Here is a 20,242-nt window from a genome sequence, read left to right as displayed (position 1 = left end):
TCTCAAAGATTAATAACTCTCGCGGTGTGATTTAATACATGACAGTCGTCAGCGTGTCCATGCCTGAGGAGCTGCTAGAGCGCATTGACAACTTTTCCGACGAACACGGGTACACCGGCCGCAGCGAGGTCGTCCGCGAGGCCTCGCGGAACCTCCTCGGCGAGTTCGAGGACGCGAAGCTCGAGGACCGCGACCTCATGGCCGTCGTGACGGTGCTTTTCAACTACGAGACGACGAACGTCGAGGAGCGGATGATGCGGCTGCGACACGAGGACGAGGGGATCGTCGCCTCGAACTTCCACAGCCACGTCGGCTCGCAGTACTGTATGGAGCTGTTCGTGCTGGAGGGCGAGTTAGAGGAGATATCGACGTTCGTGGGCAAGGTCCGCGCGACGAAGGACACGCTCACGGTCGATTACAGCGTCACCCCGGTCGACGAGTTCGGCCCCAGCGCGCTCGGAGACGCCGGCGCGCACGGCGGGCACGACCACGGCGAGTCCGCCGACAGGGAGGCAGAGAGTGACGAGGTGGAGAGCGGAGACGTGGAAGAGAAGGAGACGGAAGACGGCGCGGCCGCCGAGTCGAGCGGAGACGACTAGCCGAAGACGATTCGGCGGGAGCGGAGGCGAACCGTGCGACTCCGAGGCCCTCAGGCGGTCTCGGGGCGGACGGATTCGAGCGCCGCGTCGAAGTCTTCGCCGGTGATCCCGACCTCGTCGGCGTGATCGTTGGCGGCCTCGCCGTGCTCGTCGGCGACGCGCTCGATGGCGCGCATCGCCGCCGCCCGCGACAGCGAGGCGATCTCCGCGCCGGAGTACCCCTCGGTCTCGTCGGCGACGCGCTCTAAGTCGACTCCGTCCGTGAGTGGCTTCCCACGGGTGTGGACCTCGAGGATCTTGCGGCGCGCCTCGCGGTCCGGCTCCGGCACCTCGACGTGCGTCTCGAGGCGGCCAGGCCGGAGCAGCGCCGGATCGAGGGCGTCCCGCCGGTTCGTCGCCGCGAGGACGACGAGGTTCGGGTTGTCGCTGGCGCGGTCGAGCTCCGTCAGGAGCTGGGAGACGACGCGCTCGCTCACGCCGGAGCCGTCGCCGCCGGCCGCGTCGCGGTCGGTCGCGACGGCGTCGATCTCGTCGAAGAAGACGATCGCGGGGGCCGCCTGCCGCGCGCGGTCGAACAGCTCGCGGACCGCCTTCTCCGACTCCCCGACGTACCGGTCGAGGAGCTCCGGCCCGGCGACCTGGATGAAGTTCACGCCGCTCTCGCCGGCGATGGCGCGCGCGAGCAGCGTCTTTCCGGTCCCCGGCGGGCCGTACAGCAGGACGCCGGTCGGAGGGTCCGCGCCCGCGGCGTCGAACAGCGGCCCGTACGACAGCGGCCACGTCACGGCGCGCTCAAGCTCGTCTTTCGCGTCGTCGAGGCCGCCGACATCGGCGAACTCGGTGGTCGGCTGCTCGGCGACGTACTCGCGCATCGCGCTCGGCTCGACGTTCGCGTGCGCCGCCTCGAAGTCGGCCTTCCCGACCGTCACGTCGTTCAGCGCGCGCCCGTCGGCCTCGCGGGCGCGCCGGAGGGCGGTCATTGCCGCCTCCTGCGCGAGCCCCTCGATGTCGGCCCCGACAAACCCGTGCGTCCGGCCCGCGATCCGGTCGAGGTCGACGTCGTCCGCGAGGGGCATCCGGCGCGTGTGGACGTCGAGGATCTGCCGGCGCCCCGCCTCGCCGGGCACGCCGATCTCGATCTCGCGGTCGAACCGCCCGCCGCGCCGCAGCGCCGGGTCGATGGTGTCGACGCGGTTCGTCGCGCCGATGACGATCACGTCGCCCCGGGCGTCGAGCCCGTCCATCAGCGAGAGTAGCTGTCCAACGACGCGGTTCTCGACGTCGCCGCCGTCGTCGCGCTTCCCCGCGATCGAGTCGATCTCGTCGAAGAAGACGATCGCCGGGGCGGCGTCGCGCGCCTCCCGGAACTTCTCGCGGAGCTTCTCCTCGCTCTCGCCCTTGTACTTCGACATGATCTCCGGACCGTCGACGGTGATGAACGTCGCGTCGACCTCGTTGGCGACGGCGCGCGCGATGAGCGTCTTCCCGGTGCCCGGCGGGCCGTGGAGGAGGACCCCCTTCGGGGGGTCGATCCCGAGCCGGGTGAACACCTCCGGCTCCGAGAGCGGGAGCTCGATCGTCTCTCGGACGAGTTCCAGCTCCTCGTCTAACCCGCCGATGTCCTCGTAGGTCGCGCCCGCAGTGTGCTCGGCGGGCGAGGCGTCGCCGCCCTCGGGACGAGCGTCGCTCCCGGGCGGGGCGCTCCGCGAGTCGGTCGGCGCGTCGGGTCGGTCGCCGCCGGTCCCCGGTCGCGCGTCGGCGCCGTCGCTCCCGGACCCCGAATCGCCCTCATACTCGACCGAGACGTCCGTCGATGCGGTGATCCGCACGGTCCCCGCGGGAGCAGTCCGCGCGACGACGAAGCGGAGGCCGCCCAGCCGCTCGACGTGGACGGCCTCGCCCTCGGTGACGGGGCGGTCGCGGAGCTCGCGGGAGAGCGCTCGTTCGACGACCTCGCGGCTCACATCGACCTCGGCGAGGCGGCCCGGCGCGGCGATCGTCACGCGGTCGGCGTCAGCGACGTCGACGGGCGCGATCGTCACGGTGTCGCCGACCTTCACGCCGGCGTTCGCGCGGGTGTCCGCGTCGATGAGGACGGAGCCGTCGGCGGCGTCGGGACCGCCCGGCCACACCTTCGCGACGGCGGTGCGCTCGCCGCGCACCTCGACCGTGTCGCCGCTGAGGAGGGCGAGCCGCTTCCGGGCCGACTCGGGGAGCCTGGCGATGCCCCGGCCCGCGTCCCGCTTCTCGGCGGCACGCACCGTGAGCCGGAGCCCTGCGGTGTCGTTCATACCTCTCGTTCTCGCCGGCGGCTCTTTACGCTTGTCCGGCCGCGCGGCGGCCCGAAATCGTTTTGTCCGTCCCGTCGGACAGTTCCGCATCCCTGTCGCGGTCGTCGCGCCGGTCGCGGACGATCGATGACCGCTGCCCGCGTGGTGTCCCTCGATGGAAAGCGAAGTCGACGAACGGCTCGGCGCGCGGTTCGACCGTCACGAGGTCCGCCGCCGGCTCCACGACGTCCCGCCCCACGAGGTGTACGAGGTGTCGGTCGACGGCCGCCGCGCCGTCTACAAGGCGAACGTGGGGCCGACCGGGAGCGCGGGGGTCGAGGGGCGGGTGATGCGCGCCGTCGGCGACGGCACCTCGGTCCCGGTCCCGGAGCCGCTGGTCGTCGCGGACGACTATTTCGTCGCCGCCTGGCACCCCGACGCGCCCGCCCCGGAGGCGGACCACGAGGCCGACGAGGCGTGGGCGCGCGCGGCGGGGCGCGGGCTGGCGACGCTCCACGACGAGACGGCGTCAATGGTCGACGCGTACGGCGCGTTCCGCCCGGACGGGGCGCTCGCGGTCCGCGGCCGCGAGGAGTGGCGCGCCGCGGCGATCGAGTACGTCCGGGAGCGCCGCCCGGTCCTCGCCCGCTACGGACACGCCGACGTGGCCGACTGGGTGCTCGATCACCTCACGGAGCGCCCCGGCGCGTTCGACGGGGCCGGCGGACCGGTGTGCTGCCACGGGTGGGCCACGCCGGAGCACGTCGCCGTCGCCGACGGCGAGGTGAGTGTCTGGTCGACTTCGAACACGCGATCGCCGCGCCCGGCGAGTACGACTACTGGCGGACGGTGGTCCCGGCGTTCGGCCCCGGAGCGAGCAAGCCCCAGCGCGTGTTCCGGGCGGGCTACGAGTCGGTCCGCCCGCTTCCGGACGGGTTCGACCGGCGGCAGCCGCGCTACGCGCTGTTGAACGCGGTCTACTACTTCGAGTCGCTGTACGTCCAAGACCAGAGGGGGCCGGACGCGACTGCGGCGGCGGCCGAGCGGCTGCGGAGCCGCGTCGACGAACTGCTCGGCGAGCTGTCGTGACGGCGGCCGGGAGCGCGGCCGCCCGCCGACCGCAACCCCCTTCCCTCGGCCGGCCGGGGTGACTGGTATGCAACCGACGGGACACCTGCGGGGCGACGCGGTCCGCGTCGGCGGGGACGCCCGCCAGCGCTTCTACGACGCCCGGGGGTACGGGCGGCCGCTCGACGGCAACGAGATCGCGCTCTCGCGGGTCGAGGCCGCGCACCTGCTGTTCCGCGGCGACCTCTCCGGGATCGAGCTCGGGGGCGACGCCGCCGACGGGTCGGACGATCCCGTCGGCTTCGAGCGCTTCTTCGTCGCCAGCGCGGCCGCCGCCGACCGCTTCGCGGTGCGGTTCCTCGTCTACTCGGACCTCCGCGACCGCGGCTTCTACCTCTCACCCGCCCGCGAGCCGTGGCCCGGCGGGAGTGACGCGCCGAGCGACGCGGTCGACTTCGTCACCTACGAGCGCGGCCAGACGCCCGACACGGGGAAGGTGAAGTACCCGATCCAGGTCGTCGGTGAGCGCGAGTCCGTCGGGGCCGCGGGGCTCGCCGGGCGGACGCTCGCGGTCGTCGACGAGGAGTCCGACATCACCTACTTCGCGGCCGCGGCGGGCGGTGTCGAAGGGGCGACCGGCTACGAGCCCCCCGCCGACCTGACCGGCGTGCTCCTCGCCGACCGCGTCGTCCTCTGGGACGCCCCCGAGGGGCTCTACGAGCGCAGCTTCTACGGGCGGCCGCTCACCGGGCGGGCCGCCGACGTCGAGGGCGCGCTCCAGCTCTCGCTCGTCGAGGCCGCGTCGCTGGCCGCCGACAGTCGACTGTCGCTGTCGGCGTCGGTCGGAGGCGAGACCGCTGACGGCGGCGACACAGCCCGCAGCGACGTCGAGGCCGACGCCGCTGCCCGGATCGTCGCCCGCGGCCGCGACGTGGAGGGCGAGCGCTTCGACCGCCGGCTCGCCGTCTACCGGCGGCTCCGGGCGGCCGACGCGGTGCCCAAGACGGGTTTCAAGTTCGGCGCCGACTTCCGGACGTACCTCGACGTGGAGACTGTCGACGACCTGCCGCACTCCGAACACCTCGTGCGCGTCGTCGGGCCCGACCACGAGTTCTCGCCCCGGGAGCTGTCGCTCGACGTGCGCCTCGCCGGCGGCGTCCGCAAGGAGATGGTGTTCGCGCCGACCGCGATCGGGGACGGTCACCCCGCCGACGGCGACGCGCCGACCGACGCCGACGTGGCGTGGCTCTCCGTCGACCGCCTGACGCCGTAGCTCACCCCTCGACCTCGAAGGCGACGACGTACGTCCGGTTGTTCGCCCGCAGCGAGAAGACGTGGCGACCCGGGCGGGCGAGTGTCGCGTCCCGGCGGTTCGTCGGGTCCGCGTCGGGCGCGTAGCGGAGCTCCCACGTCATCCGGTCGCCCGGCTCCAGCATCGAGACGGTCAGGTTGTGCGTCCCCGCCGGGGCGTTCGCGACCGGCCGCCACGCGGCCTCGCCGGAGTTCGATCCCTCGGCTGCCTCCCGGAAGACGACCCACCGGTCCGGGTTGACCGCGACGGGCTCGTCGCCGACGTTCGTCGCGGTGACGCGCACAGCCTCGTCGGTCCGGTCGAGCGAGAGCGAGAGGCCGCCGGCGGCGTCGCCCTGACACACCGGCTCCGCGACACGGTCTCCGTCTGGTCCGATCGCAGGACAGCCTGGGGCCCCGCCGGCCAGATAGCCGGTGAGGAAGGCGAGACAGCAGACCACGGCGACGGCGTTCCGTGACATCGCTCACGCGTCGTCCCGCGAGAGACAAGCAGGTACCGAAGGCGACGAGGATCGTTTGACCCACCGGCTCGGCGCGCGGGAGCACAAAGCATTTCAGCCGCTGCCGCGCTTCCCCGGGCATGAACGACCCCTCCGCGTCCGGCGCCTACGACATCTCGACGGTCGACCTCGACGACGACCGCTACGAGGTGAAACAGTCGCTGGTCCGCAACAAGTACGCCGTCAGCGACAGTGCCGGCGACGTTGTCCTCCGCGGGAAACAGAAGCTGCTCAAGCTGAAAGAGGAGTTCCCGTTCGTCACCGGCGACGGCGAAGACGCCTTCTCGGTGAAGGCGGGCGGCATCGTGGACATCGGCGGCAACTACGCCATCGTCGACGCCGGCACCGGCGAGGAGGTCGTCGTCTTAGACGAGGACTACTCAATCTTCGTCGAGAACTGGACGGTCCGCGACCCAGACACCGGCGAGGCGCTGGCGACCATCCGGTCGAAGAACAAGCTGCTGTCCGCGCTCCGTCACGTCGTCGGCGCGGCGAACCTGATCCCGAACAAGTACGAGATATTCGACGCCGAGGGCGGCCACGTCGGCGACATCGAGGGGGATTTCTCGATGCGCGACACCTACGCGGTCACCATCGACGACGCGAGCGACGTGCCGAAGGAGGCGGTGATCGCGGCCGCGTGTATCCTCGACGCCTTGGAAAACAAGTAGCGGCCGAGAGAGAGGGACTGCGCCGGCTACTCTCCGCCCAGCTTCGACTCGCCGACCGCGTCGTGGCCCTCGATGACCTCCGTGCCGCCCATGTACGGGCGCAGCGCCTCGGGGACGGTGACAGTGCCGTCGTCGTTCTGGTAGTACTCCAGGATCGCGACGACGATCCGCGGGACCGCGAGCCCGGAGCCGTTCAGGGTGTGGAGGTACTCCGCGGACTCGTGGTGCTCCTCGCGGTACTGAATCCCGGCGCGGCGCGCCTGGAAGTCCTCGAAGTTGGAGACGGAGGAGACCTCGAGCCAGCGGCCGCCACGGTCGGGCCCCTCGTCCATGTCGTCCGCGGGGGCCCACACCTCGATGTCGTACTTCTTCGCCTGCGTGAATCCGAGGTCGCCGGTACACATCTCGAGGATGCGGTAGGGCAGTTCCAGGCGGCGGAGCACCTCCTCCGCCTCGTCGACGAGCCCCTCGAAGCGCTCGTCGCTCTCCTCGGGCCGGACGAAGTTCACCATCTCCACCTTGTTGAACTGGTGGACGCGGACGATGCCGCGCGTCTCGGTGCCGTGTTCGCCCGCCTCCTGCCGGAAGTTGGGCGTGTACGCCTGGTACTTCAGCGGGAGATCCTCGCCGAGGAGGATCTCGTCGCGGTGGAGGTTCGTGACGGGCACCTCCGCGGTCGGGAGCAGCCAGAGGTCGTCGTCGTCGTAGTCGTCCTCGTTCGACCCCTCGACGCGGTAGGCGTCCTCGGTGAACTTCGGGAGTTGCCCGGTGCCGCGCATCGACTCGGAGTTGACCGGGATCGGCGGGAACACGTCCTCGTACCCCTGCTCGCGGTGGACGTCGAGCATGAACTGGATCAGCGCGTGCTCGAGGCGCGCGCCGTCGCCCTTCGCGACGTAGAAGCCGCCGCCGGCGACCTTCGCGCCGCGCTCGAAGTCGAGGATTTCGAGGTCCTCGCCGAGGTCGTAGTGCGGCTCCACGTCGGCGGTGCCCTCGCGGAGGTTGTCAAACCCCTCGCGGCGTACCTCGACGTTCTCCGACTCGTCCGCGCCGACCGGCACGGAGTCTTGGGGGATCTGCGGCAGTTCGAGCAGCGATTCCTCCAGTTCGCTCTCCAGTTCGTCGGCGCGCGCCTCGACGTCTTGGAGCTCCGACTTGAGCTCCTGGGAGCGCTCGATCGCCTCCTTCGCCTCCGCCTCCTCGCCGGCGGCCTTCAGCTCGCCGATCTTCGAGGAGACCTCGTTGCGTTCGTGGCGCAGGTCGTCGCCGCGCTGTTTCAGCTCTCGCCACTCCTCGTCGACGTCGAGTATCCGGTCGAGGTCGACGTCGACTCCCTTGTTCGCGAGCGCCTCGCGGACGACCTCGGGGTTCTCCCGGACGAACTGTCGAGACAGCATTTGTCGAGGGTTCCGCGGGGCGACTCAAAACCGTATCGGAGCGGCGGCATCGGTTGCCACGGAGCCTCGTGGCGGGTCGACGTTAGACGCGCTCGCGGCGCGGCCGTCGCGCGTCACGGGTCAGGGGATGAACGTGAATGTGCCGAACGCCATCAGGACCGCGAGCGCGGCAACGACGGCGCCCATCACGCGCATCATGAGGATCCGGGTGTCGCTGGGCTCGATCCGCTGCGTCGAGCCGTCGGGCGATCGGGTCTGCCAGCTCGTCATCTTCCGCGGGAACGCCGCCATCGCCAGCGCGCCCGCCGCGACGAGGAGGGGGACGGCGACGAAGAACAGCCGGAAGGGTGCGGGGAACATTCGCGCGGGGGTTCTCTCGCGGGCCAACAAAGCGTTACGGAATCGAGGTGTCCGACGGATCTCCGCGACGGTTCGCGGAGGATCAACGCCCTCAGTACCCGCCCGGCAGCGCCATCCCGACGGCGAGCGCGACGAGCGGGACGGCGGCGACAACCGCGTACCACGCGCCGGCGGCGACGAGGAGCGCCCACGTGGAGGCGCCGTACCCGGCCGGGTCCCAGTCCACGCCAAACCGCGGCAGCCCGGCGACCGCGGCCGAGGGCGCGACGAGAGCAACGAGGACGGCACCGAAGAGCGCCGTCGAGAGGAACCCCTCGCTCCAGGCGGGCCCCGCTTCGCCGGCGCGCGCGACGGTGAGTCCGACGCCGGCGACGTACGGGACGGAGAGCCCGATCGCGACCGCGAGGTACGAGGGAAGGACCCGCCCCGTCGGGGGGAGCGTCCCGAACAGCGCTCGGAGGCGCGAGGCCGCGAGGAACGGCGCGCACAGCCCCGCGACGACGAGCCCGGGGAAGACCAGCAGCGTGAGCGCCCACAGCCATCCGACAGTCAAATCGACGACCGCGGGAACCGTGGAAGGCGGAACGGACGGAACGGAGGAGAGCGGAACCGACGGCGCGGGGGCGGGAGAGACCATGCGCGAGACGAGCCGCCGCGGGCGACAAACCTCTTGTGGTGACCCGCGAGGCGTCGCCGTCGCGGCCGGCCGCCGCCCGCCCGGAACCACCAGCGTTTATTCCGCTCGCCGCGACCGGCCGACAACGATGCTCATCACGGGCGCGACGCTGGCCGACGGCCGGGTTCGAGACGTGCGTATCGGCGACGACGGACGGATCGACGCGGTCGCCGAAGGGCTCGGGGCCGACGCCGGCGAGAGCGTCCTCGAGGCCCGCGGGAGACACCTGCTGCCGGGCGCGGTCGACGTCCACGTCCACTTCCGCGAGCCGGGCGGGAGCCACAAGGAGACGTGGGGCTCCGGCTCGCGGAGCGCCGCGGCCGGCGGCGTCACGACCGTCGTCGACCAGCCGAACACCTCGCCGCCGACGGTCGACGGCGAGGCGTTCGACGAGAAGGCCGCGCTCGCCGCCGAGTCGCTCGTCGACTACGGGATCAACGGCGGCGTGACCCCCGACTGGGACCCAAACGGGCTGTTCGACCGGTCCCTGTTCGCGCTCGGCGAGGTGTTCCTCGCGGACTCGACCGGCGACATGGGGATCGACGCCGACCTGTTCGCCGACGCGCTCGACGAGGCGAGCGCCCGCGACGTCCCCGTCACCGTCCACGCGGAGGACGCGACGCTGTTCGACGACGGGGCGCTCGACGGCGACCTCGGCGGGGTCGGGACGGCCGCGACCGCCGACGCGTGGTCCGCCTACCGGACGGCCGACGCCGAGGTCGCCGCGGTCGAGCGCGCGCTCGCGGCGGCCGCGGACCGCGACGCGCAGGTCCACGTCGCGCACACCTCGACGCCAGAGGCGGTCGACGCCGTCGTCGCGGCCCGCGAGGACGGGTCGGGGGAGGGTGACGCCGAGAGATTCGACGACTCCCCTCGCGTCACCTGCGAGGTGACGCCGCACCACCTCTACCTCTCCCGGGAGCGGGCGCGCTCGCTCGGCACGTTCGGGCGGATGAACCCGCCGCTCCGGTCGGAGGAGCGCCGCGAGGCGTTGTTCGCCCGGCTCGCCGCGGGCGACGTCGACGTGGTCGCGACCGACCACGCCCCACATACGGTGGAAGAGAAGCGCCGCGAACTCGTTGACGCGCCGAGCGGCGTACCGGGCGTGGAGACGCTGTACCCGCTCCTCTTGGAGTCGGCGCGGACGGGCGAACTGTCGCTCGAGCGCGTCCGCGACGTCGTCGCCGCGAACCCGGCCGAGATCTTCGGCCTCGACCGGAAAGGGAGGGTCGCGGCGGGGCGCGACGCGGACCTCGTCCTCGTGGACACCGCCGACCCCCGCGAGATCGAGGCCGCCGCGCTCCACAGCGCCTGCGCGTGGACGCCCTTCGAGGGGCTCCGCGGCGTCTTCCCCGAGGTGACGCTCGTTCGCGGCGAGGTCGTCTACGAGCGCGACCCGTCGACCGGGGCCTCGTCGTTCGGCGAGCCGGTCGGGCGGAACGTCAGGAAGTCGTAGTCGCGGGGTTCAGGGTCAGCGGCCCCGGAGGCAGGCGGATGACTCGCACCGAGATCGGCCGGCTAGCGGTCGGTGGAGGGGCCGAAACCCGCGATGCGAACGAACTACCGCCGGCGGAACGCATATGCCGTTGCTCGCCTTATCCGGGGTATATCGATGATCACGGGGAGCATTCGCACGGTCGCGTCCGGACGGGAAGCCGATCCGGACGCGGCCGGCCGAACATGACGGACCCCGGGGATCCGGCACCGATCGGAACCGGTCCGGCGGAGTCGGCCGACGCCGAGCCCGCGGGGGCGACGACCGAGGCCGCCGCGACGGACGCGCCCGAGACGCCAGCCGACGTCGCCGCGCTCGCGGACCGGATCGTCAGTGAGGTCGAGGAGGTGATCGTCGGCAAGCGCGAGGCGGTCGAGCACGTCCTCGTCACCGTGCTGGCGCGCGGCCACCTCCTCGTCGAGGACGTGCCCGGCGTCGGGAAGACGACGCTCGCGAAGTCGGTCGCGCGCTCGATTGACGGCTCGTTCAAGCGCGTCCAGTTCACCCCCGATCTGCTGCCCTCCGACGTCACCGGCGTGAACGTGTTCAACCGCCGCACCGACGAGTTCGACTTCCAGCCCGGCCCGGTGTTCGCCAACGTCGTCCTCGGCGACGAGATCAACCGAGCCCCGCCGAAGACGCAGTCGGCGCTTCTGGAGGCGATGGAGGAGAACCAAGTCACGACCGACGGGACCACCCGCAAGCTGCCGGACCCGTTCTGCGTGATCGCGACCCAGAACGACGTGGAGCCGGGGCAGACGTACGAGCTGCCGGTCGCGGAGGTGGACCGCTTCATGAAGAAGATCCGGCTCGGCTACCCCGACACCGAAGACGAGGCGGCGATCCTCGGCCGGCTCACGGGCGACCACCCGGTGGACTCGGTCGAGCCCGTGGCGACGATCGGCGACGTGCGGGCGGCCCGCCGGATCGTCGGGGAGATCGAGGCCTCCGAGGCGGTCCGGGAGTACGTGGCCCGGCTCGCGGTGTTCACTCGCCGGAACGCGCGACTCGGGGCGAGCCCGCGCGGGAGCCTCGCGCTGGTCCGCGCCTCGCAGGCGCGGGCCGCCCTCGAGGGGCGGGAGTACGTGATCCCCGACGATGTCCAGACGGAGGCCCCGACGGTGCTCTCCCACCGGATCCGGACCGAGTCGGGCGGGACCGACGGCGCGGACATCGTCAGCGACGCGCTCGACCGCATCCGGGTGGAGTGACACCACGATGACGCCGACGCCCCCCACGCACCGATGACGCCCGCACTCACCCGCCGGGGACGCGTCGCCGGCCTCGTGGGCCTCGTCGCGGCCGCCAGCGGGATCGCCGCCGGGGGGCGCGCGCTCGACGCGATCGTGATCCCGGTCGCCATCGCGCTCGCGGCCGGCTACGTCCAGGTGTCGCGCGTCGACGTCCCCGCCGTCCGCCACGTGACGCCCGCGGACGGGTTCGTCGGGGAGACGCGGGAGGTCCGCCTGGAGTTCGGGCCCGACGTGACCGGCGACACCAAATCCTCCCGCTCGTTCCTCGCCGACGTGTTCGTCCGCGTCGACGATGGGCTCGACGGGCCGACGGCGCCGATCCGGGCCTCCGTGGGCTCGGAGTCGGTGTCGTACCGGGTGACGTACCGCGAGCGCGGCGAGCGGACCCTCGGCCCGATCGAGCTCACCGTCACCGACGTGTTCGGGCTCTTCGAGCGCGAGCTGGTCGTCGACGAGACCGACGCGGTGACGGTGTACCCGCCCCGCGACCCGATCCCGGCCCGGTTTCGCCGGGCGCTCCATGCGGCTGACGCGGTCGACGTGAGCCGGCAGCGCGAGGAGTTCGACCGGCTCCGCGAGTACACCCGCGGGGACGCGGTCCGCGACGTCCACTGGGCGACGACCGCCAAGCGCGACGAGATCGTCGTCAAGCAATTCTCGGCCGAGACCGCGCGGAACCGCGTGACGATCGCGGGCGGGACGGAGGTCGGCGGCGGCGAGGAGCTGTCCGGGTTCGGCGCCGAGGACCGCTCTCCGAGCGCGGCGGCGGCCGACGAGCTCGCCCGGGCGACGGTGAGCCTCGTGCTGGCGCTGCTCGACGACGGGGTGCCGGTCGATGTCCGGCTCCCCGCCGGGCGCGTCTCGGCGTCGCCAGGCGACCGCGGCCGGCGCGAGGTGTTGGAGCTCGCGGCGCGGACCGGACCGGGGGCGGTGGCGGGCGACGAGGCCGACGTGACGATCATCGCCGAGGCCGACGGCGCCCGGTTCCGCACGGGCGACCGGTCGGCCTCCTTCGACGACCTGCGCCGGGAGGCCGAGGGCGAGCGTCCGGCTGACGGCGACGTCGGATGGAGCCGGACCGACGGAGCGGCGGACAGACAGGGGGTGGCGTCGCCGTGAGCCGCGACGCGCCCGCTCGGGAACCCCGCGCTCGTTCTGATCCGCCCGGAGACGACCGGCGGCTCGCCGACCCGGCGGCGGTCGGCGTCGCGGTCGTCGCCGCGGCGTACCTCGCTGTGTTCTTCGAGGTGGCGAACGTCGTCGGCGGGACGGCCCGGACCGCGGCGGTTGTCGCGGTCGCCGGACTCGGCGGGCTCGCGCTGGCGCGCGTCATCGGTGAGCGGGCCGCCATGATATTCTCCGGCGGGATCTTCGTCGCGGGACTGCTGGCGTACTTCTTCGCGGTCCCCGAGAGCCAGCGCGCGCTGTTCACGGTCCGGAGCGTCGCCCTGGACGTGCTCGCGCTGTCAACCGGGCTCTCCGTGCTGCGGCTGGCGCTCGCGGACGTCTGGGTGCTCGCGGTCGCGCCGGTGCCGACGTTCCTCGTCGGCTACTTCGCGGGGCGGGGCCGACACGTCGCGGCCGCGGCGGTCGCGGGCGGGACGCTCGGCTTCCTCGTGCTCACAGGCGACGCGGGCACGGGGGCGGCGGTCGCCGGCGTCGTCGGCCTCGCGCTCGCCGTCGGTCTCTCGACGCTCGCGACCCCGAGCCGGCTGCGGGGTCACGCGGGCACGTTCGCGCTGATCGTCGCGGCGATGGTCGTCGCGAGCGCGACCGTCACCGTGGTCCCGGGGGGCGCGGCGGTGCCGCTGGGGATCGACCGGGGCACGTCGACGCTGGAGTCGAGCCTGAGCGGCGACGACGAACTGGAGGTGGTCGGGTCGACGCGGCTCTCCCCGGAGGTCCGGTACACGATCGAGAGCCCGGTCGAGCGGAACTGGCACACCGGGGCGTACGACACCTACACCGGCGACGGCTGGGTGCGGACCGGCGAGCGGTCCGCGGTCAACGGCACGCTCGCTGGTCCGCCGGGCGAGAGCGAGCGCGTCGAAACGACGGTCACCGCCGAGGCCGAGTCCGGCGCGTTACCCGCGCCGTGGAAGCCGGTCGGCGCGTCGGGCGGCGGGACGGTGGAGGTCGACGAGCGGGGGAGCCTGCGGCTCGCGGAGCCGCTCGATCTGGGCGACGAGGTGACCGTCGAGAGCCGCGTGCTCGACGCCGACCCCGCGACGCTCCGCAACGCCAGCACCGACTACCCCGAGGCGATCGAGGAGCGGTACACGCAGCTCCCGGAGAGCACGCCGGAGCGGGTGGGCGACCGAACCGAGGAGATCGTTGCGGCCGCGGGCGCGGAGTCGCCGTACGAGCAGGCGGCCGCGGTCGAGGCGTACCTGCGTTCGGAGTACGCGTACTCGCTGACCGTCGAGCGGCCCGAGGGCGATGTCGCCGACACGTTCCTCTTCGAGATGGACGCCGGCTACTGCGTCTACTTCGCGACGACGATGGCGGCGATGCTGCGGTCGCAGGGGGTCCCGACTCGGTTCGAGAGCGGCTACACCACCGGCCAGCGGGTCGGCGAGGACGAGTACGTCGTGCGGGGGCAGAACGCCCACACGTGGGTGTCGATCTACGTGCCGGACCACGGCTGGGTCGCGTTCGACCCGACGCCGTCCGATCCCCGGGACGAGGCGCGGGACACCCGGCTCGCGGAGGCGCGTGCCGACGGCGCGGAGGACGTCGACACCGAGGCGTCGACGCCAAACCAGACGCTGGAGGTGGATCCCAGCACGGGCGGCCCGAACACCGCTGACGGCGGCTCGGGGGAGAACTCCATTGAGAACGGCACGGCCGATCCGGCAGCGGGAGGCGCGAACGCGACCAACGGCTCGCAGGGGTCCTCTTCCGCCGACATCGCGCGGCTCGAAGGCGGACCGGCGGGCGGCGTGTCGGCGAGCGACAGCCCGAACGTCGAGGCCGACGGCGGGTCGACACCGCTCCCTGACGGGGGGACCGCGCTCTACTGGCTGCTCGTGGCGGCGCTCGGCGTCGCGGGCGCGCGGCGGACCGGCTTCGGGGACGGGGTGAGCCGACGGGTCGGACCGGTGCTCCCCCGGCTGCGCCGCGATCCGGCGACGGACGCGAAGCGGGCGTTCGCCGACCTCGAACGGCTGCTCGCCGGGCGCTACCGCGAGCGGCGGCCGGGGGAGACGCCGCGGAGCTACGTCGACGCGATCCGGACGCTCGGCGCGGACGAGCGCGTCGAGACCGTCGCGGCGGCGTACGAGCGCGCCGCGTACGCCGGGTCGGTGACTCGCGACGAGGCCGACGAGGCGCGCCGCGCGGTGCGCCGGCTCGCCGTGGAACGACTGCCGCTCGTCGGGCGGTTCGTCCGCTGACGGGGGGCTTCCCGACACTATTTAATATGGGCATCCTGTAGACTCAGGCTGTAATGTCGGAAGTCTGCTCGACGTGCGGACTGCCCCAGGAACTCTGCGTCTGCGAGGACGTCGCGAAAGAGTCCCAGCAGATCAGCATCCGCATCGACGAGCGCAGGTACGGTAAGGAGGTAACGGTCATCGAAGGATTCGACCCGAAGGACGTGGACCTGAGTTCCCTCTCGTCGGATCTCAAGTCGAAGTTCGCCTGCGGCGGCACCGTCGAGGACGGCGCCATCGAGCTCCAGGGGAACCACTCGGGTCGTGTGGAGGACTTCCTCCGCGACAAGGGTTTCAACGTCGCGTGACCGTCACCTGACCGTCCGCCGTCGAGCGTCGGTTCGAACCGCTGTCGACTCCGTTTTTGTCGAGTCGCGTCCGCGAGCGACTGCTCTATCGACCCACGCGACCGTTCGGCGCGGCGCACGTGACCGCCGCGAGCCGTCTCACGCGACCACGACCGCCCGGCCAACAACGAACGCTGCCGCCGCGAGGAACGTGCCGTACTTGAAGTGGCGCTGCGCGGCGGCGGGGTCGGCGAAGCTCTCGTAGGTCGCGGACAGCATGACCGCGTCGGCGACCGCGACGATCGCGAGGTACGCCGCGCCGAGCGTCCCAGAGAGGTACGGCAGCGGGCTGACGGCGACCGCGACGACGAGCGCGGCCGCGCCGATCCACAGCGCGCGGCGCTCGCCGACCGCGATGGGCAGCGTGGAGAGCCCCTCCTCGCGGTCGCCGGCCACGTCCTCGACGTCTTTGATCACCTCGCGCGTGAACGTCGAGAGGCCCGCGAGCGCGGCGAGGACCACGACGGCCCGCGGGCTCCCGACGGCGGCACCGCCGAACAGGAACGTCGAGCCCACGAGGTACGCGACGAGGGCGTTGCCGAGCCCGGGCGTCCCCTTGAACAGGCTCGTGTACGTCACAAGGGCGACGAGGTTCACGGCGGCGATGCCGATCGCCAGCGGCGGGAGGGTGACCGCGGCCGCGACCGCGACGGCGAACCAAACGGTCGCGGTCGCGAGCGCGCCCCGGGGCGAGACCGCGCCGCGGGGGATGGGTCGGTCAGGGCGGTTGACCGCGTCGATCTCGCGGTCGAAGTAGTCGTTTATCGCGTTGCCGGCGGCGACCGCGAAGGCGGTCGTCAGGGCGGCGAGCGCTGTCGGGAGGCCCGCCCCGGCCGCGCCCGCGACGAACGCGCCGGTGGCGGTGAGCACCCCGGCCGCGACGCAGTTGCCGAGGCGGGCGAGTTCGACGATACCGCGGAGCGTGTCTCGCACGTCGTCCGCGTACTCCCGCCCCCGAGGAATAAACGGTGCGGGATCGGGTAGACGACGTACCGTCGGGGGCGCGCAGCGGTCGTCCCGTCGGCGTATCGTCCGCCGATCGCCGGGACTCCCGAAGGTGTTCGCCCGGACCCGCGAGAGCGCGGGGCGGACCCCCACGAACGTTTATCACGTGCGAAATGAAATACCCGCGTATGGCTAAGGGCCTAGACGTCGGTACGATGAACATCCTCTCCGGGCGACAGGAGGGCGCGGAGACGGTGTTCGTACAGCAGCGGAACTCGTTCGTCGAGATCGAGTACAGCGACATGGCCGAGCAAATGCTCTCGCGGAGCGAGGTCCTCCACATCCGCAAGGACGACAAGGTGTACGTCGTCGGCGACGACGCGCTGAACTTCGCGAACATCTTCAACAAGGAAACTCGACGGCCGATGCAACACGGCATCCTCTCAAGCGAGGAGGCGTCGGCGATCCCGATGATCAAGCTGATCACCGAGCAGGTGGTGGGCGAGCCTTCGAAGCCCAACGAGCGGCTGTTCTACTCCAGTCCCGCGGACCCGATCGATTCCGGGCTGACGACGCTGTACCACGAGAAGACCCTCGAGTCGATGCTCGGCGACATGGGGTACGACCCCGAGCCGATCAACGAGGGGATGGCGGTCATCTACTCCGAGCTCGCCGACAACAATTTCACCGGGCTCGGGATCAGCTTCGGCGCAGGGATGACGAACGTCTGTCTCGCCTACTACGCGGTGCCGGTCATGAAGTTCTCCATCGCCCGCGGGGGCGACTGGATCGACGAGCAGACCTCACAGGCGACCGGGACCCCGGTCGACAAGGTGACGAGCATCAAGGAAGACGACTTCGAGCTCGACTTCCGCACCGACGTGGGTGGCGTCGAGGGCGCGCTCGCAATCTACTACGAGAACCTGCTCGATTACGTCATCGAGAACATCACCCGCGAGGTCGACGAGGAGGACGTCGAGGAGGGGCTCGACGTGCCCGTCGTCGTCACCGGCGGCACCTCCAGCCCGAACGGCTTCGAGGACCTGTTCGCCGACCACCTCGCGGACGCGAACATCCCGTTCTCGATCAGCGGCGTGCGCTCGGCCGACGAGCCGATGTACAGCGTCGCCAGCGGGGCGCTCGTCGCCGCCCGCTCCGAGGAGGGCGAGGAGGCCGAGTCCGGCGGGACGAGCGAGCCGGCCACCGAGGAGGCCGCCCCCGAGTCCGAGGACTGAGCCGCCGCCGCGAGAACGCGTCGCCGCCGCGAAAGCGACCCCGACCGATTTTTCAGGCCCCCGCGACGTCGCGCCGGATCCCGGGAATCTGCCGAAAAGTAAAAACCGCGCCACCCGTACGGGCTGCCATGTCCGACGTCGCCGGTGCCGACGGGGGGCGTCGCCTGCGGGTCGACCTCGACGTCGACCCGACCGGCGACGGCGGCTGTCCGATCGTCTCCGAGGCGGAGTCGGCCGCCGAGGTCACGGTCAACGCCGTCGGCGACGAGTGCGTCGCCGACGTGACTACGCCGGGCGGCGACGTGCGCCGCGGGACCGGCGAGGTCGACGAGGACTGCCTCTGTCACGCGTTCGCGCGGCTCGGCTACGCGCCGCACTTCCGGCGCGTCGAGGACGAGACGATACTCGTGACCGCGTACGTCGACGACCGCGACGCCGTCCGCCGGCTGGTCGAGGAGCTCCGGGCCGTGGTCGACCGGGTGCGGCTCGTCCGGCTCGCGGTCGTGGAGGGCCCGGACGCAACGGAGCAGGTCACCTTCGACCTCTCCGCGCTGACGCCGAAACAGCGACGCGGGCTCGAGCTCGCGGTGGTCCGCGGCTACTTCGACGACGACCGCGACGTGCGCCTGAGCGAGCTGGCCGACGAGCTCGGCATCAGCAAGTCGGCGCTCTCACAGCGGCTCCGCACGGCGCAGGCGAAGCTGGTCACCGACGTCTTCGACGGCGCGGAGCGGCCAAACCCCTCTTGAAGCCGTCCACACGTGAAGCGAGGGACCGAGGGGGCGGCGACCCCATCGCTCGGCCATGAGCGACGACGATTCCCCGGTCGTCGAGCCGATCCGCGACGACGACGCCGCCGAGCTCGTGCGCGACGCCATCGGCGTCGCCCGCGGTGAGCTGCCCGCGGAGCGCTTCTCAGCGAAGTACGGGACGGGAGACGGCTCGGGAAGCGAACGGGAGTGAGTCGACGGCGGGGCGGCTCAGTCGTCGGCGGGGGCGGAGCGGTCGGCGGCGTCGATCCGCGCGAGCGCCTCCTCGCCGGCGCGCTCCGACTCGGTGAGGTAGCACTTCGGGTCGGGGGCGAACGGGTCGCCGTGCGCCGAGAGCGCGCGGAGCCGCGAGCCGCCCCGACAGACCGACTGGTACGCGCAGTCGGCGCACCGTCCGGAGAGGCGGTCCTCCCGCTCGCGGAGCCCGGCGAGGAGCGGGTTCGACTCGTCGGACCAGATCGCGCCGAACGAGCGGTCGCGGACGTTCCCGGGTGAGTACCCCTGCCAGAACTGCGTGAGATGGACGTTGCCGACGGGGTCGATGTCGGCGACGCGCTCGCCGGTCGGGTCGCCGCCGTTGCGCTCGAGGTACCGGTAGATGAGCCGCGCGCGGTCTTCGCCCATCTCGCGGTCGGCGTATTCGACGAGGTGGCCCGCGTCGGCGTAGTTGCCGACGAGGAGCGTCTCGATCTCCTCGCCGCGGTCGTGGTACTCGCGGGTGAGGTCACAGAGGTCGGTGACGGCCCGCCGGGTCGCCTCCGGAGAGAGGTCCACGTCCGCGATGTCCGCGCCGCGGCCGCCGTAGTCGAGGTGGTAGAAGCAAAAGCGATCGACGCCGACGTCGGCGAGTAAGTCGATGACGCCGGCGAGGTCGTCGACGTTGTGCTCGGTGATCGTGTACCGCAACCCCGTCTTGAGCCCCACGTCGAGGCAGGCCTCGATCCCGCGGACGGCGGCGTCGAACGCCCCCTCCTCGCCCCGGATGCGGTCGTTGCGCTCGGGGAGCCCGTCGACGGAGACGCCGCCGTACTTGAGCCCCGCCTCCTTCAGCTCGCGGGCCCGCTCCCGGGTGAGGAGGGTCCCGTTCGTCGAGAGCACCGGCCGGATCCCGCTGTCGGCGGCGTACGCGACGAGCTCCGTGAGGTCCTCGCGGACGAGGGGTTCGCCGCCGGAGAAGAGGAGCACTGGCACGCCGAACTCGGCGAGGTCGTCGATGAGCGCCTTCCCTTCGGCGGTGGAGAGCTCGTTCGGGGCGCCCGCCTCGTCCGCGCCGGCGTAGCAGTGCTCGCAGTAGAGGTTACACCGCTTCGTAGTGTTCCAGACGACGACCGGGCGCTGCTGTTTCTCCTCGGTGATCTGCGGCTTCTTCGAGCCGTCGGCCGCGTCGTAGCGGAGCCCGTCGCTCTCGGCGTCGAGCCCGCAGAGCAGCTTGCTGACGGAGATCATCGCTGCCCCCCCGCGTCGTCGGCGTCGACCGCGTCGGCCGGGGGCGCGCCGCCGCAGGAGACGGTCGGCGTCCCCTCCGTCTCTTCGTAGACGCGCGGCTCGTCGTCGTCCGCGTCCTCGGCGCTCGCGCCGCCCTCGGCGTCGTCCGCGAGCGCCTCCGCGGAGAATCGGGACACCTCGGCGGCCGGGCACACCCACACGTCGCGGGCGTACCACGCGAAGAGCTTGCTCGCCTCCTCGTGGGCGGCTTCCGGCGTCGGCGCGGCGACCGTGCCGACGTGCCGGAGCGGGTCCGACTCCGCCTCGCGGACGAACACCTCGAAGCGGCGACCGTCGGCCGACCGCGGCCCGTTCGCGTTCTCGCGTCGGTCCGTCTTCTCGACCATACCCTCCGTACGGACGGTTCCCCGAACGGGGTTTCGCGCGTTCCCACGGCCGCGAAATTCAGCCGAATGTATTCGGTTG

The 20,242-nt window shown here is 72.1% G+C and carries 21 protein-coding genes; 13 read left to right on the top strand and 8 right to left on the bottom strand.

Features of this window, described 5'->3' with window-relative positions; translation table 11 throughout:
* Positions 1-38: 38 nt before the first annotated feature.
* A complete protein-coding gene (locus tag ABNG04_RS03160) occupies positions 39-599 on the top strand; it encodes a CopG family ribbon-helix-helix protein (RefSeq protein ID WP_371159971.1) in 561 nt (186 codons plus the stop codon).
* Positions 600-649: 50 nt separating this feature from the next.
* Here the strand turns inward: ABNG04_RS03160 and ABNG04_RS03155 are convergent, their stop codons facing one another.
* Complete coding sequence (locus ABNG04_RS03155) at positions 650-2,890, bottom strand: AAA family ATPase (RefSeq protein WP_371159969.1); 2,241 nt, start codon at positions 2,888-2,890, stop codon at positions 650-652.
* A gap of 154 nt (positions 2,891-3,044) precedes the next feature.
* On the opposite strand from ABNG04_RS03155, the gene ABNG04_RS03150 reads away from it, so the two are divergent.
* The 3 genes from ABNG04_RS03150 to endA all read left to right on the top strand — a co-directional run bounded on the left by ABNG04_RS03150 (position 3,045) and on the right by endA (position 5,210).
* A complete protein-coding gene (locus tag ABNG04_RS03150; protein ID WP_371159967.1) occupies positions 3,045-3,839 on the top strand; it encodes a phosphotransferase family protein in 795 nt (264 codons plus the stop codon).
* Positions 3,836-3,958 carry a hypothetical protein gene (locus tag ABNG04_RS03145; protein WP_371159966.1) on the top strand — a complete coding sequence of 41 codons (123 nt, stop codon included), beginning with the start codon at positions 3,836-3,838 and terminating at the stop codon, positions 3,956-3,958. The genes ABNG04_RS03150 and ABNG04_RS03145 overlap by 4 nt, the downstream gene beginning before the upstream one ends.
* Positions 3,959-4,025: 67 nt before the next feature.
* Positions 4,026-5,210: a tRNA-intron lyase gene (gene endA / locus ABNG04_RS03140; protein ID WP_371159965.1), complete on the top strand. Its 1,185-nt coding sequence runs from the start codon at positions 4,026-4,028 to the stop codon at positions 5,208-5,210.
* Between the two features lies 1 nt (position 5,211).
* Here the strand turns inward: endA and ABNG04_RS03135 are convergent, their stop codons facing one another.
* Positions 5,212-5,709 (bottom strand): hypothetical protein, encoded by a 498-nt coding sequence (locus ABNG04_RS03135; protein ID WP_371159963.1) that lies wholly within the window; start codon positions 5,707-5,709, stop codon positions 5,212-5,214.
* A 119-nt stretch (positions 5,710-5,828) separates the two neighbouring features.
* Between ABNG04_RS03135 and ABNG04_RS03130 the strand changes: the two genes are divergently transcribed.
* Positions 5,829-6,419 carry an LURP-one-related family protein gene (locus tag ABNG04_RS03130; RefSeq protein ID WP_371159961.1) on the top strand — a complete coding sequence of 197 codons (591 nt, stop codon included), beginning with the start codon at positions 5,829-5,831 and terminating at the stop codon, positions 6,417-6,419.
* Between the two features lie 26 nt (positions 6,420-6,445).
* Here ABNG04_RS03130 and serS read toward each other — a convergent pair whose 3' ends face one another.
* From serS to ABNG04_RS03115, 3 genes are all read right to left on the bottom strand, one after another.
* Positions 6,446-7,816 carry a serine--tRNA ligase gene (gene serS, locus ABNG04_RS03125; protein WP_371159959.1) on the bottom strand — a complete coding sequence of 457 codons (1,371 nt, stop codon included), beginning with the start codon at positions 7,814-7,816 and terminating at the stop codon, positions 6,446-6,448.
* 120 nt (positions 7,817-7,936) lie between these two features.
* Positions 7,937-8,176: a DUF6199 family natural product biosynthesis protein gene (locus ABNG04_RS03120; protein WP_371159958.1), complete on the bottom strand. Its 240-nt coding sequence runs from the start codon at positions 8,174-8,176 to the stop codon at positions 7,937-7,939.
* 91 nt (positions 8,177-8,267) lie between these two features.
* Complete coding sequence (locus ABNG04_RS03115) at positions 8,268-8,813, bottom strand: DUF8162 family protein (protein WP_371159956.1); 546 nt, start codon at positions 8,811-8,813, stop codon at positions 8,268-8,270.
* Between the two features lie 127 nt (positions 8,814-8,940).
* On the opposite strand from ABNG04_RS03115, the gene ABNG04_RS03110 reads away from it, so the two are divergent.
* From ABNG04_RS03110 to yciH, 5 genes are all read left to right on the top strand, one after another.
* The gene (locus tag ABNG04_RS03110) at positions 8,941-10,308 is read left to right on the top strand and encodes a dihydroorotase (protein ID WP_371159954.1); all 1,368 of its coding nucleotides are present in this window, start codon (positions 8,941-8,943) and stop codon (positions 10,306-10,308) included.
* Between the two features lie 224 nt (positions 10,309-10,532).
* Positions 10,533-11,558: an AAA family ATPase gene (locus tag ABNG04_RS03105; protein ID WP_371159953.1), complete on the top strand. Its 1,026-nt coding sequence runs from the start codon at positions 10,533-10,535 to the stop codon at positions 11,556-11,558.
* 33 nt (positions 11,559-11,591) lie between these two features.
* Positions 11,592-12,719, top strand: coding sequence for a DUF58 domain-containing protein (locus ABNG04_RS03100; protein WP_371159951.1), 1,128 nt, complete (start codon positions 11,592-11,594; stop codon positions 12,717-12,719).
* Positions 12,716-14,995, top strand: coding sequence for a transglutaminase TgpA family protein (locus ABNG04_RS03095; protein ID WP_371159950.1), 2,280 nt, complete (start codon positions 12,716-12,718; stop codon positions 14,993-14,995). The genes ABNG04_RS03100 and ABNG04_RS03095 overlap by 4 nt, the downstream gene beginning before the upstream one ends.
* A 53-nt stretch (positions 14,996-15,048) precedes the next feature.
* Positions 15,049-15,342, top strand: coding sequence for a stress response translation initiation inhibitor YciH (gene yciH, locus ABNG04_RS03090; protein WP_004596695.1), 294 nt, complete (start codon positions 15,049-15,051; stop codon positions 15,340-15,342).
* A gap of 138 nt (positions 15,343-15,480) precedes the next feature.
* Here the strand turns inward: yciH and ABNG04_RS03085 are convergent, their stop codons facing one another.
* Positions 15,481-16,314 carry a geranylgeranylglycerol-phosphate geranylgeranyltransferase gene (locus ABNG04_RS03085; protein WP_371159948.1) on the bottom strand — a complete coding sequence of 278 codons (834 nt, stop codon included), beginning with the start codon at positions 16,312-16,314 and terminating at the stop codon, positions 15,481-15,483.
* 200 nt (positions 16,315-16,514) lie between these two features.
* Here ABNG04_RS03085 and ABNG04_RS03080 point away from each other — a divergent pair, with 200 nt between their 5' ends.
* The 3 genes from ABNG04_RS03080 (at position 16,515) to ABNG04_RS03070 (ending at position 18,524) form a co-directional block, all read left to right on the top strand.
* The gene (locus ABNG04_RS03080; protein WP_371159946.1) at positions 16,515-17,561 is read left to right on the top strand and encodes a disk-shape morphogenesis protein volactin; all 1,047 of its coding nucleotides are present in this window, start codon (positions 16,515-16,517) and stop codon (positions 17,559-17,561) included.
* An 86-nt stretch (positions 17,562-17,647) separates the two neighbouring features.
* Complete coding sequence (locus tag ABNG04_RS03075; RefSeq protein ID WP_445972115.1) at positions 17,648-18,310, top strand: helix-turn-helix domain-containing protein; 663 nt, start codon at positions 17,648-17,650, stop codon at positions 18,308-18,310.
* Between the two features lie 55 nt (positions 18,311-18,365).
* The gene (locus ABNG04_RS03070; RefSeq protein WP_371159944.1) at positions 18,366-18,524 is read left to right on the top strand and encodes a hypothetical protein; all 159 of its coding nucleotides are present in this window, start codon (positions 18,366-18,368) and stop codon (positions 18,522-18,524) included.
* Between the two features lie 17 nt (positions 18,525-18,541).
* On the opposite strand, the gene ABNG04_RS03065 is transcribed toward ABNG04_RS03070, so the two are convergent.
* Both ABNG04_RS03065 and ABNG04_RS03060 read right to left on the bottom strand, forming a co-directional pair.
* Entirely contained in the window at positions 18,542-19,777 is a 1,236-nt protein-coding gene (locus tag ABNG04_RS03065; protein ID WP_371159942.1) for a TIGR04347 family pseudo-SAM/SPASM protein, read from the bottom strand.
* Positions 19,774-20,163, bottom strand: coding sequence for an Htur_1727 family rSAM-partnered candidate RiPP (locus tag ABNG04_RS03060; RefSeq protein ID WP_371159940.1), 390 nt, complete (start codon positions 20,161-20,163; stop codon positions 19,774-19,776). Before ABNG04_RS03060 ends, ABNG04_RS03065 begins: the two co-directional genes overlap by 4 nt.
* Positions 20,164-20,242 lie beyond the last annotated feature (79 nt).

The sequence above is a fragment of the Halorubrum miltondacostae genome, assembly GCF_041379815.1.
Lineage (GTDB): Archaea > Halobacteriota > Halobacteria > Halobacteriales > Haloferacaceae > Halorubrum > Halorubrum miltondacostae.
The sequence above is the reverse complement of the archived record's forward strand: the minus strand, read 5'-3'. Positions and strand labels throughout refer to the sequence as shown.